Raw genomic sequence first — 11,757 nt, 5'->3', positions numbered from 1 at the left:
TTTCCAGTACCGGGCACCAGATCATTGTCGCGGACTTGCTCGACTTTGGCGGTGAACGGGCGATGGCATTCAACATCATTATTCAGCTCGGCGCGATTCTCGCGGTGGTCTGGGAGTTTCGCCGCAAGATCCTCGACGTGGTCGTCGGTCTGCCGACCCAGCCGAGCGCACGGCGCTTTACAGCCAACCTGCTGATCGCCTTTCTGCCGGCGGTGGTGTTGGGCGTGATATTTGCCGATCTGATCCACCAGTATCTGTTCAACCCGGTCACCGTCGCGACCGCGCTGGTGGTGGGCGGTGTGATCATGTTGTGGGCCGAGCGCCGGCAGCATGAGGTGCACGCCGAAACGGTGGACGACATCACCTGGAAGGACGCGCTGAAAGTAGGTTTCGCCCAATGCCTGGCGATGATCCCGGGCACTTCGCGTTCCGGCTCGACGATCATCGGTGGCCTGCTGTTCGGTCTGTCGCGCAAGACCGCGACCGAGTTTTCGTTCTTCCTGGCGATGCCGACCATGGTCGGTGCGGCGGTGTATTCCGGTTACAAGTATCGTCATCTGTTTGTTCCGGCGGATTTCCCGGTGTTCGCCATTGGCTTCATCACGGCGTTCATCTTCGCGATGATTGCCGTGCGCGGTCTGCTCAAATTCATCGCCAGCCACAGTTACGCGGCGTTTGCCTGGTATCGGATTGCCTTCGGTCTGCTGATTCTGGCGACCTGGCAGTTTGGCTGGGTGGACTGGTCGGCGGCCAAGGCGTGAGTGATTCACGCGCGCGCCGCCCGGATGGACGCTCATCCGGTGGCGGTATCCAGCATCTGAAATTGAAACTGGCGGTGCTGCTGATCGTCTGCGCGTTGCCGCTGTTCGGTTCGCTGTCGATGTGGCTGCGCGGCATCTCGCTGGTGCCGCTGACGGCCTATGGTGTGGTCAGCGTGTTGACGTTCTTCATGTACTGGGCGGACAAGCGCAAGGCCCGCGCCGATGCGTGGCGCACGCCTGAGAACATTCTGCACGCGCTGGAACTGGCCGGCGGCTGGCCCGGCGCGCTGATCGCCCAGCAGGTGTTCCGGCACAAAACGCGCAAGGTGTCGTTTCAGATTCTGTTCTGGGTGATTGTGGCGTTGCATCAGGTGTTCTGGATCGACCAGCTGTTTCTCGGCTCGAACCTGCTGTCACTCTTCTGAATCACCACAAATCCCCCTGTAGGAGCTGCCGCAGGCTGCGATCTTTTGATCTTGCTTTTTAAAAGATCAAAGTCAAAAGATCGCAGCCTGCGGCAGCTCCTACAGGGGCGGGGTCAGAGCAGTAATCCGATTTGGGTTTTCTTCGGCAACTTGCTCACCACCAGTTGATGCGAGCGCTGCAGCAACCCTCGCAGTTCCTCGGCGCCCAGCGGGTAGGGCGGGTGCATGATGATCCACTGTGCCCGCGCCAGATAAGGCGCCGGGTGAATGCCGGGGCGGTCGCAATGGCCGAGAAACAGATCCTTGTCGACCTTGAACGCCAATGATTCCCCGCGCAAGCCCAGCAAAGCGAACATCTTGTTGCCGGCAAACGAAAACACCCGCACGCCGCCCCATTTGTAATCCTCCCGCGCCCCAGGCAAGGCCAGGCAGAAGGTGGCGACATCAGCCTCGTTCATCTTTCCCTTTTTCATAACAGTCGCTCCCCACACGCATTGAACGATTCGACCAGATGATCGATCCACGCCCGCACCGCCGGCATCACCCCGCGCCGATGCGGATACACCGCCTGCAACCAGCCGCCGGGCAATGACCACTCCGGCAGCAGTTGCACCAGCGCGCCGCTCTCGAGGTCGGCTTCGCAATACATCATCGGCAGCAGGGTGAAACCCTGGCCGGCGAGCACGCAGGCCTTGCGCACGATGAAATCGTCGATACCCAGCCGCGCCTCCATGTTCAGCTCGACGCTGTTGCCTTGCTGGTCCAGCAGGCGCACGTGCACCATGCGATCGGCCTCCAGCGCGCCGAGCACCGGGAGATTTTTCAGTTCCTGCGGATGCGTGATGGTTTTGCCCTCGACAAAAGCCGGGCTGGCGACGACGACCATTTGCGCCTGGCGCAGACGCCGGGTCACCAGCAATGGGTCTTCATCGCCCAGCTCACGTACGCGCAGGGCCACATCGAAGCCCTCAGCCACCAGATCGACCCGGCGATTGAGCAGCACCACCTCCAGTTGCACTTGCGGAAATTTGCCCAGAAATTCGCTGATCACCCACGGCAACATTTCCCGTGCCAGACCGGTCGGGCAGGACACGCGCAATCGACCGCGTGGCTCGCTGGACATGCTGGCGACCGCTTCATCCGCCATTTCCGCTTCCAGCAACATGGCCTGACAGTGGCGCAGATAGCGTTCGCCGACGGCGGTCAGATTCAACTGGCGCGTGGTGCGCTGCAGCAGGCGTGCGCCCAGGCGTTCTTCGAGTTCAGCGATGCGCCGCGACAACCGCGACTTGGGAATGCCCAGCAAGCGGCCGGCTGCCGCAAAGCCCCCGGCCTCGACCACCTTGGCGAAATAGTAGAGATCGTTGAGATCCTGCATGAAAAGTCCACCGTTCTATCAGTGGGACGAACTATCGCATTGTCAGCGGCTAATCAGCTATTGGTTTCTTCCGTAGGATTGTCTCCATTCCGTCGCCGCCGGCGATTCTTTCCAGGAGATTCCACATGAAACTGCTGCACATCGATTCGAGCATTCTGGGCGACAACTCCGCTTCCCGTCAGTTGAGCAGTCAGGTCGTCAAAGCCTGGCAAGCCGCCGAGCCTGCTGCCGTGGTGACCTACCGCGACCTGGCCGCCGACGCCATCAGCCACTTCTCGTCGACCACCCTGGTGGCCGCCGGTACTACCGCCGAACTGCGCAACGCCGCGCAACAGCACGAAGCCGAGCTGAGCGCTTCGACCCTGGCCGAGTTCATCGCTGCCGACGCCATTGTCATCGCTGCGCCAATGTACAACTTCACCGTGCCGACCCAGCTCAAGGCCTGGATCGACCGCGTCGCCGTTGCCGGCCAGACTTTCCGCTACACCGAAGCCGGCCCTGAAGGCCTGTGCGGCGGCAAGAAAGTGGTCATCGTTTCCACCTCCGGTGGTATCCACGCCGGTCAGGCGAGCGGCATCGCCCACGAAGAGTACCTGAAGCTGGTGCTGGGCTTCCTCGGCATCACCGACATCGAAATCGTCCGTGCCGAAGGTCTGGCCTACGGTGATGAAGTACGCAACAGCGCGATGAGCGCTGCTCACGCGAAGATCAGCGAGCAACTGTTCGCCGCTGCGTAAGCATTGCGTAAAGACCAGCTGCCGTTCAGGTAGCCTCTCAAAAAACTCTGTATTCTGGTTCTGCAAGGGCCAGATGCGGAGTTTTTTGTTTCAGACTGTTGCATAATCTGGCCCGGGTTATGCAGTCAAACGATCAACGTCTGAGTGCAACGTCGCGCCGGATCACCGAACCACCGGGTTCCGGGCGTCGAAACACGAAGGATCTTTCGATTGAGTAACACAGGGTGGGCCATCCGATGATGCGTCTTTGTGCAACGTTACTGATTTGCCTGCTCGGCAGCCTCGGTTCAGTGCATGCCGCGCCCGGGCGACACCCTGTCTGGAGCGTCGGCTATCACGAGATGACGTTCCTCGACCCTCTGGATCTGCAACCGATGCGCGCCATCGCGTTCTATCCCTCCAGCGACCGCGAACATGTCAGCCTGCTCGAGGGCTACACCGTCGAGGCGGGCGCCGACACCAAAGTCGCCATCGGGCGCTTTCCGATGCTGATGCTGTCTCACGGCAACACCGGCACGCCGCTGGCGCTGCACGACCTCGCCACCTCGCTGGCACGCAAGGGCTTTGTGGTGGTAGCGGTGATTCATCCCGGTGACAACTCCAAGGATCACAGCCGCCTCGGCACCCTGAGCAATCTGTATGGGCGGCCGATCCAGATTTCCGAAGCGATCACCGCCACCCTTGGCGATCCGATGCTGTCGCCATTCGTCAACGCCGATCAGGTCGGGGTGATCGGCTATTCGGCCGGCGGCGAAACCGCGTTGATTCTCTCCGGCGCGCAGCCTGATCTGGATCGCCTGCGCCGCTACTGCCAGGAACGTCCCGACGACCGTGATGCCTGCAACACCAAAGGCGAGCTGATCGTCGATCGCGATGACCTGCAGCCAGTGGCCGACCCACGGGTGCATGCCTTGCTGCTGATGGCGCCGTTGAGTCTGAAGTTCGGTCGCCATACGTTGGCGGACGTGCATGTGCCGGTGCTGCTCTACAGCGGCGATGGCGATAAACTGGTGGCCTTCGACAAAAATGCCGCGGCGCTGGCGCGCAAACTGCCGACGGCGCCGGACTTCAAATTGCTGGCCGGGGCAGGGCACTTCGTGTTCATGGCCCCGTGCAATGAAGAGCAGATCCGCGCCATGCCGGCACTGTGCACGGACGCTGACGGGGTGGATCGCGAAGACATCCACCGCAACCTGATTTCCGAAGCAGGGCAGTTCTTCTCGCGCACACTCGGCAGGCCAAGCCGGGCGGGGATGCAGACCGCGGATCAATAGAGATCAAAAGATCAAAAGATCGCAGCCTTCGGCAGCTCCTACATTGGATTTTTGTAGGAGCTGCCGAAGGCTGCGATCTTTTGATCTGGTTTTTCAGCCCATCGCCCGACGCTTGAGCAACACGGTCAACCCCAACCCGATCACCGACAACAGCGCCGCACTGAAGAAAATCCACGCATACCCCAGATTCAACGCCACCGCCCCCATCAGCGGCCCGGCGATCGCCAGCGCCAGATCAAAGAACACCGCGTACGCCCCCAACCCCGAGCCACGGCTGGAGCTGGGCACCTGCTTGATCGCCTCGACCCCCAGCGCTGGGTAGACCAGCGACAGGCCAAAACCGGCCAGGCCCGCGCCGATCAAGGCGAATGCGGTGGAGGGTGCCAGCCATAACAGCACCAGCCCGACGGTTTCGATGCTCATGCAGGCGATGGCTGAATTGAACCCGCCAAAACGGCTGATCGCCGAAATGAACAGCAGCCGCGACAGGATGAAACACACGCCGAAAACCGTCAGGCAATACGCGGCGCCACTCCAGCCGCGATTGAGGTAATAGAGGGTAATGAAGGTGGTCAGCGTGCCGTAACCGATGGATGCCAGGCTCAGACTGGCGCCATACGGTGCGATGCGCCCGAACACCGCCCAAAAAGGCAGCCGTTCGCCGCGCACCACCGGCACCGAGGGTTTATTGCGGATCAATACCAAGGCGCCAGCGGCCAGTGCCGACAGCGCAATGCCCAGGCTGGCGAAGCCGTAGTCAGCGACCATCACCACGCCCAGTGGCGCGCCGATCGCAATCGCGCCGTAGGACGCAATGCCGTTCCAGCCGATCGACCTTGCCGTGTGTTCGACGCCGACCTGGCCCATGCACCAGCTGATGGTCCCAACCCCGATCAGGCCTTGTGCGACGCCGAGCAGCAGACGCCCGACAATCAGAATCAGCAGACTGGCCAGCGGGAAGTTCTGCATCAGCGTCGAGATCAGTGTCAGCAGCCCGCTGAGCACAATCCCCCACAAGCCAAAAACAATCGCCCGTTTGGTGCCAATGCTGTCCGACATGCGCCCGGCCATCGGCCGACTGAGCAGGGTGGCCAGATACTGCGAACCGATGACCAGTCCCGCGACAATCGCGCTGAACCCCAGCTGTTCATGAACATAGCCGGGCAATACCGCAATCGGCAGGCCGATGCAGAGGAAGGCGACAAAGGTGTAGAACACGATGGAGACGATCTGCAGGGTGATCGCCATGGAGCTTTGCGGGGGCAGTTGCTGCGCAGACATGTGGACTCGTTCGCGGGCGGCGGTAAGAGAGTTGGCATCATGGCTTGGTGCTGGAATAAAAGAAAGCAGGCTAACTATTTTTCCTGGCTATCCCGATTGTTGCTGATGGCCTCATCGCGAGCAGGCTCACTCCTACAGTTGAAATGCGTCCACTGTAGGAGTGAGCCTGCTCGCGATGGTGGCGGTACCCGCATAAATACTGGCTCTTGAATGCAAAAAGCCCCGTCACAAGGACAGGGCTTTCGCTTGAAGCTCGCCGCTAAAAACGCGCAGCGGGTGTCAGAACACCACACCCTGACTACGCAGGTAGTCATCATAGGTGCCGCTGAAGTCGGTCACGCCATTCGGGCTCAGCTCGATGATGCGCGTGGCCAGGGACGATACGAACTCACGGTCGTGGCTGACGAAGATCAGCGTGCCCGGGTAGTTTTCCAGCGCCAGGTTCAGCGCTTCGATCGATTCCATGTCCAGGTGGTTGGTCGGTTCGTCCATGATCAGCACGTTCGGCTTTTGCAGGATCAGCTTGCCGAACAGCATGCGGCCTTGCTCACCACCGGAGATGACCTTGACCGACTTGAGGATCTCGTCGTTGGAGAACAGCATGCGGCCCAAGGTACCGCGAATCATCTGCTCGCCCTGCGTCCACTGACCCATCCAGTCGAACAGCGTGACGTCGTCTTCGAAGTCGTGCGCATGGTCCTGAGCGTAGTAGCCCAGTTCCGCGGCGTCGGTCCACTTGACGCTACCGGCATCCGGGGCCAGTTCGTTGACCAGGGTGCGCAGCAGGGTGGTTTTGCCGATACCGTTCGGGCCGATGATCGCTACGCGCTCGCCCGCTTCAACCTGGAAGCTGAAGTCCTTGAACAGCGGCTTGCCGTCGAAACCTTTGGCCATCTTTTCGACCATGACCGCCTGGCGGTGCAGCTTTTTATTCTGCTCGAAGCGGATGAACGGACTCACGCGGCTGGACGGCTTGACCTCGGCCAGCTGGATCTTGTCGATCGCCTTGGCACGGGAAGTGGCCTGTTTGGCTTTCGAGGCGTTGGCCGAGAAGCGGCTGACGAACGATTGCAGCTCGGAAATCTGCGCTTTCTTCTTGGCGTTGTCCGACAGCAGTTGCTCGCGGGACTGGGTCGCCACGGTCATGTACTCGTCGTAGTTGCCCGGGAACAGGCGCAGCTCGCCGTAATCCAGGTCAGCCATGTGGGTGCACACGCTGTTCAGGAAGTGACGGTCGTGAGAGATGATGATCATCAGACTGTTACGCTGGGTCAGGATGTTTTCCAGCCAGCGAATGGTGTTGATGTCCAGGTGGTTGGTCGGTTCGTCGAGCAGCAGCACTTCCGGATCGGAGAACAGGGCCTGCGCCAGCAATACGCGCAGTTTCCAGCCTGGCGAGACTTCGCTCATCGGGCCGAAATGCTGCTCCAGCGGAATACCCAGACCCAGCAGCAGTTCACCGGCGCGGGATTCGGCGGTGTAGCCATCCATCTCGGCGAACTCGGTTTCCAGCTCGGCCACGGCCATGCCGTCTTCTTCGCTCATTTCCGCCAGCGAGTAGATACGATCGCGCTCGGCTTTGACCTTCCACAGCTCTTCATGGCCCATGATCACGGTGTCGATCACGGTGAATTCTTCGTAGGCGAACTGGTCCTGGCGCAACTTGCCCAGACGCACGTTCGGCTCAAGCATGACCTGACCGCCGGACGGATCGAGGTCGCCGCCGAGAATTTTCATGAAGGTCGACTTGCCGCAACCGTTGGCGCCGATCAGGCCATAGCGGTTGCCCGCGCCGAATTTGACCGAAACGTTTTCGAAGAGCGGCTTGGCGCCGAACTGCATCGTGATGTTAGCTGTAGAAATCAAAGGTTTTTCCTGCGAAGCATTCTGAGTAGCGAGGGTGCGGCTGGAGCGCTTGGCCCGAGTCAAAGTGCGCTGAAGCGGGACAGTCCCGTCATCAACCAAGGGGGGCGCGTAAAGTTTGGCGGCGATTGTACTGGTCTGGCTCTTTAAACGATAGGGCGATGACGTCGCGCCTGCTGTTTGGCAGATTCAGCGGACAGTTTTTCACAGATCAGGTTCACTATTGGTTACAAAGTATGGCTAAAATGCCATCCGATTACCCAATAGCCGCTAACGGCATGGGCTCAAGGAAGTGCCACCGGGACAAGTATTGTATTTATGCCACTGCATCAGACCCTGGGCCACCGGCCGGCAGGCGCGCAGTTTGTTCACTTTTGACGTGTGACGATTTCCGTGAAACTCATCATTGCCGCTATTTATGTCATTTCGATTGCATACGTTCACCTTCGTGGACGTGTGCGTCACAAACTGGGCCGTCAACTGAGCGATCACTCGACGTTTCTGGCCCCGATCAACTGCTTCCTGTACCTGTTTTCGAAGAAGCCGAACAAGCCGTATCTCGATCCGTCCGAGTTTCCGGACCTGAGCCCGTTGCAGGCGCATTGGGAAGAAATTCGCCAGGAAGGGCAGGATCTGCTGCGTGCCGGTGAGATCAAGCGCTCGAACCAGTACGATGACGTCGGTTTTAACTCGTTCTTCAAAAGCGGCTGGAAACGTTTCTACTTGAAATGGTATGGCGAGAGCCATCCGTCGGCGATGAAGCTGTGCCCGCGCACCACTGAACTGGTGCAGAGCATCGGTTCGATCAAGGCTGCGATGTTCGCCGAGCTGCCACCGGGGTCGAAACTGGTTCGCCACCGTGACCCGTATGCCGGTTCGTACCGCTACCACCTGGGTCTCGACACGCCGAACGACGCCGGTTGCTACATCAATGTCGACGGCGAGAGCTACCACTGGCGCGACGGTGAAGCGGTGATGTTTGATGAGACTTACATCCACTATGCCGAAAACACCACCGACAAGAACCGCATCATCCTGTTCTGCGACATCGAGCGCCCGATGAAATATCGCTGGGCGGCGGCGTTCAACCGCTGGTTCAGCCGCACCGTGATGTCTGCAGCAGGTGCGCCAAACGATGCTGGCGACCGCACGGGCGGGATCAACCGCCTGTTTACCAAAATCTACAAGGTTCGCTTGCGTGGTAAAGAGCTGAAAAAGCGTAATCGCGCGCGTTACTACATGGAAAAGTGGGCGATCTTTGGCGGTTTGCTGGCAATCTTCATTCTGATCTGACTGCTGTACCGCGCCTGTTTATGCCATCGCCGGCAGGCTGGCTCCTACAGTGGAATTCCGACTGTGTGGAGCCACCTGCTGGCGATGAGTCTCTCAAAGCCTACCTGTCAGCTTCCTGACAGGAAACGGATCTGATTACGCCCCCGAAGCCTTTTTGGTCTTTCTCGCCGGGGCTGCCTTGCTGGCAGGCTTGTCTTTTGCCTTCGCTTTGGCCGGCGCTTTTCCGCCCAGACTGCGCTTGAGCAACTCGGTCAAGTCGATCACATCGGCAGACTTGCGCTCCTCCTCGCCACCCACGGTCTCGACATCCTCGATCTTGCCTTCATGGGCCTTTTTCTCGACCAGGGCCATGATCTTGTCTTCAAATTCGTCCTTGTAGTCTTCCGGGCTCCAGTCGCCACTCATGTCCTGCACCAGGCGCTTGGCCATGTCCAGTTCGCCCTTGGCCAGTTGCGGCTTGGTCACCTCGCTGCCCAGTTCCAGCTCATCAAGGCCGCGCACCTCCTGCGGCCAGCGCAGCTTGACCAGCACCAACGCCGATTCCAGTGGCATCAGTGCCGCCAGATATTGCCGAGTGTGCAGGACGACGCGGGCGAGGGCGACCTTGTTGGTTTTGCTCAATGTTTCCCGCAACAAGGCGTAGACCTTGCCGCCGCGTTTGTCCGGGGCCAGGTAATAAGGCGTGTCGATGTTTTGCAGCGGGATCTGCTCGGCATCGACGAAGGAGAAAATGTCGATGGTCTGCGTCGACACCGGGTGCGCCGAGCGGATTTCCTCCTCGCTGAGCACCACGTAACGACCCTTTTCATAGGCCACACCTTTGACGATGTGCTCCTTGGTGACTTCCTTGCCGGTGACCTTGTTTACCCGTTTATAACCCACCGGGTCCATGCTGCGGCTATCGAGCCAGTCAAAGTCCACGCCGTGCGAAGAGGTTGCCGACACCAGCGCGACAGGGATGTGTACCAGTCCGAAACTGATCGCGCCTTTCCAGATTGCCCGAGCCATGGTGAGTTCTCCAAGTGATGTTCAGGTGACCTGTGGCCCGGGTCGAAAGTTTCCAGCGTTTGCATTGGGCTCGCGGCGCCGCCGGTCAAGCCGTGTTACATCTTGTTTAAGGGCGACGGGTTAACAAATCCGAACCCACGGCGTAGCGTGGACTCGAAGGCTCTATCACCTGTGCACCGAGAGGCCACCCCATGAACCGAATATTGCCAGGCATTATTGTTCTGCTCCTTGGGGCAGGGTTGGCCCATGCCGATGTCCCAACAACGTCGGCGCCGCTGTGGTTGGCTCAAAATCCCACCGGCACCAACAACAATCCCTACAACAGCCCGATCCGCCGGGCCAATCCCAACAGCATGCAGGGCACGCAACCCAATGCTCCGGCGATTCGCGGGCCGAATACAGTGCCGGTACCCAGTACGCCCACCGTTGGCAACGGCGGCATCGGCAATGGCCAGCAGCAACGTTCGGTACCGAGTACGCCGCCCAGATTCATCCCCAACCCACCGCCACGCGATGGAGACAGCAACCGTTGAACGGCGGGACTGCGTCCCTGTCAGCCTTTGAAACGAACAAAAGGAATCGTGCATGTTGCGTAAAACCCTTCTAGCCACGCTGTGCGCCGGCGCGCTGATCAGCGCACCAGCTTTCGCCGCTGCCTCCCAAGAGCTGCAAAGCGAGCAGGGCACCCTCGAAGTCACCACGATCACCCAAGGCCTTGAGCATCCCTGGGCGCTGGCGTTTCTGCCGGATCGTCAGGGGATGCTGGTGACCGAGCGCCCGGGCAACCTGCGGGTGATTACCGCCGACGGCAAGCGTTCCGAGCCGATCAGCGGCGTGCCCAAGGTCTGGGCCAAGGGCCAGGGTGGTTTGCTCGATGTGGTGCTATCGCCGGACTTCAAACAGGATCGACTGGTCTATCTGTCTTACGCCGAGGGCGGTGGTGCCGGGGACAAGGCAGGAACGGCGGTGGGGCGTGGTCGGCTGTCTGACGACTTGCGCAGCTTGAAAGATTTCAAGGTGATCTTCCGCCAGGAGCCTAAGCTTTCGACTGGCAATCACTTTGGCTCACGACTGGTGTTTGACCGCGACGGTTATCTGTTCATCACTTTGGGTGAAAACAACGACCGGCCGACCGCGCAGGATCTCGACAAGCTGCAGGGCAAGGTCGTGCGGATTTTCCCCGATGGCAAGGTGCCGGAAGACAATCCGTTCGTGGGCCAGTCCGGCGTGCGTCCGGAGATCTGGTCCTACGGCCAGCGCAATCCGCAGGGCGCGGCGCTCAATCCATGGAACGGCACCATCTGGGAGAACGAACACGGCCCCCGTGGCGGCGATGAGGTGAACATCATCGAACGCGGAAAAAACTATGGCTGGCCGCTGGCGACCCACGGCATCAACTATTCGCTGCAACCGATCCCCGAAGCCAAGGGCAAGAGTGTCGAAGGTGCGGTTGACCCCTATCATGTCTGGGAGAAATCACCCGGTGTCAGCGGTATGGCGTTCTATGACGCTGATCGTTTCAAGCCTTGGCAGCAGAACCTGTTTATCGGCGCGCTGGTGAGTCAAGAGCTGATCCGGTTGCAGTTCGATGGCGACAAGATCGTGCATGAAGAACGTTTGCTGGGGGATCTGAAGCAACGGATTCGTGATGTGCGGCAGGGGCCGGATGGGTATCTGTATGTGGTGACGGATGAGCAGAACGGTGCGCTCTACAAGATCGGCCTGAAATAACTGCAC

At 59.9% G+C, this 11,757-nt stretch carries 12 protein-coding genes; 7 read left to right on the top strand and 5 right to left on the bottom strand.

Annotated elements, in window-relative coordinates:
• A partial coding sequence (locus tag DBR18_RS05170; RefSeq protein ID WP_108589562.1) for an undecaprenyl-diphosphate phosphatase occupies positions 1-761 on the top strand: 761 nt, incomplete at its 5' end.
• Entirely contained in the window at positions 758-1,186 is a 429-nt protein-coding gene (locus DBR18_RS05165; RefSeq protein WP_108589504.1) for a DUF1294 domain-containing protein, read from the top strand. The genes DBR18_RS05170 and DBR18_RS05165, both read left to right, overlap by 4 nt.
• A gap of 113 nt (positions 1,187-1,299) precedes the next feature.
• On the opposite strand, the gene DBR18_RS05160 is transcribed toward DBR18_RS05165, so the two are convergent.
• Together DBR18_RS05160 and DBR18_RS05155 are read right to left on the bottom strand one after the other, a co-directional pair.
• The gene (locus tag DBR18_RS05160; protein ID WP_108589503.1) at positions 1,300-1,659 is read right to left on the bottom strand and encodes an MmcQ/YjbR family DNA-binding protein; all 360 of its coding nucleotides are present in this window, start codon (positions 1,657-1,659) and stop codon (positions 1,300-1,302) included.
• A complete protein-coding gene (locus tag DBR18_RS05155) occupies positions 1,656-2,564 on the bottom strand; it encodes a LysR substrate-binding domain-containing protein (protein ID WP_108589502.1) in 909 nt (302 codons plus the stop codon). Before DBR18_RS05155 ends, DBR18_RS05160 begins: the two co-directional genes overlap by 4 nt.
• Positions 2,565-2,689: 125 nt before the next feature.
• On the opposite strand from DBR18_RS05155, the gene DBR18_RS05150 reads away from it, so the two are divergent.
• Both DBR18_RS05150 and DBR18_RS05145 read left to right on the top strand, forming a co-directional pair.
• Entirely contained in the window at positions 2,690-3,301 is a 612-nt protein-coding gene (locus DBR18_RS05150; RefSeq protein WP_108589501.1) for an FMN-dependent NADH-azoreductase, read from the top strand.
• A gap of 236 nt (positions 3,302-3,537) precedes the next feature.
• A complete protein-coding gene (locus DBR18_RS05145; RefSeq protein ID WP_108589500.1) occupies positions 3,538-4,575 on the top strand; it encodes a dienelactone hydrolase in 1,038 nt (345 codons plus the stop codon).
• Between the two features lie 93 nt (positions 4,576-4,668).
• Here DBR18_RS05145 and DBR18_RS05140 read toward each other — a convergent pair whose 3' ends face one another.
• Positions 4,669-5,856 (bottom strand): MFS transporter, encoded by a 1,188-nt coding sequence (locus DBR18_RS05140; RefSeq protein WP_108589499.1) that lies wholly within the window; start codon positions 5,854-5,856, stop codon positions 4,669-4,671.
• A gap of 279 nt (positions 5,857-6,135) precedes the next feature.
• Complete coding sequence (locus tag DBR18_RS05135; protein ID WP_108589498.1) at positions 6,136-7,722, bottom strand: ABC-F family ATPase; 1,587 nt, start codon at positions 7,720-7,722, stop codon at positions 6,136-6,138.
• Positions 7,723-8,112: 390 nt separating this feature from the next.
• Between DBR18_RS05135 and lpxO the strand changes: the two genes are divergently transcribed.
• Entirely contained in the window at positions 8,113-9,012 is a 900-nt protein-coding gene (lpxO, locus tag DBR18_RS05130; protein WP_007964602.1) for a lipid A hydroxylase LpxO, read from the top strand.
• Between the two features lie 135 nt (positions 9,013-9,147).
• On the opposite strand, the gene DBR18_RS05125 is transcribed toward lpxO, so the two are convergent.
• Entirely contained in the window at positions 9,148-10,020 is an 873-nt protein-coding gene (locus DBR18_RS05125; protein ID WP_108589497.1) for a Ku protein, read from the bottom strand.
• Between the two features lie 191 nt (positions 10,021-10,211).
• On the opposite strand from DBR18_RS05125, the gene DBR18_RS05120 reads away from it, so the two are divergent.
• Both DBR18_RS05120 and DBR18_RS05115 read left to right on the top strand, forming a co-directional pair.
• A complete protein-coding gene (locus DBR18_RS05120; RefSeq protein WP_108589496.1) occupies positions 10,212-10,553 on the top strand; it encodes a hypothetical protein in 342 nt (113 codons plus the stop codon).
• A 52-nt stretch (positions 10,554-10,605) separates the two neighbouring features.
• Positions 10,606-11,751, top strand: coding sequence for a PQQ-dependent sugar dehydrogenase (locus tag DBR18_RS05115; RefSeq protein ID WP_108589495.1), 1,146 nt, complete (start codon positions 10,606-10,608; stop codon positions 11,749-11,751).
• The last annotated feature ends 6 nt before the right edge of the window (positions 11,752-11,757 follow it).

The sequence above is a fragment of the Pseudomonas sp. HMWF021 genome (genome assembly GCF_003061005.1).
Taxonomy (GTDB): Bacteria; Pseudomonadota; Gammaproteobacteria; order Pseudomonadales; family Pseudomonadaceae; genus Aquipseudomonas.
Note: the sequence above shows the minus strand (reverse complement) of the source record. Positions and strands in the feature narration are given on the sequence as shown.

Excerpts from the sequence above, each read along its gene's own strand:
- DBR18_RS05160 (WP_108589503.1), bottom strand. The coding sequence starts at position 1,659 with ATGAAAAAGGGAAAGATGAACGAGGCTGATGTCGCCACCTTCTGCCTG.
- DBR18_RS05155 (WP_108589502.1), bottom strand. The coding sequence starts at position 2,564 with ATGCAGGATCTCAACGATCTCTACTATTTCGCCAAGGTGGTCGAGGCC.
- DBR18_RS05150 (WP_108589501.1), top strand. The coding sequence starts at position 2,690 with ATGAAACTGCTGCACATCGATTCGAGCATTCTGGGCGACAACTCCGCT.
- DBR18_RS05145 (WP_108589500.1), top strand. The coding sequence starts at position 3,538 with ATGATGCGTCTTTGTGCAACGTTACTGATTTGCCTGCTCGGCAGCCTC.
- DBR18_RS05140 (WP_108589499.1), bottom strand. The coding sequence starts at position 5,856 with ATGTCTGCGCAGCAACTGCCCCCGCAAAGCTCCATGGCGATCACCCTG.
- DBR18_RS05125 (WP_108589497.1), bottom strand. The coding sequence starts at position 10,020 with ATGGCTCGGGCAATCTGGAAAGGCGCGATCAGTTTCGGACTGGTACAC.
- DBR18_RS05120 (WP_108589496.1), top strand. The coding sequence starts at position 10,212 with ATGAACCGAATATTGCCAGGCATTATTGTTCTGCTCCTTGGGGCAGGG.
- DBR18_RS05115 (WP_108589495.1), top strand. The coding sequence starts at position 10,606 with ATGTTGCGTAAAACCCTTCTAGCCACGCTGTGCGCCGGCGCGCTGATC.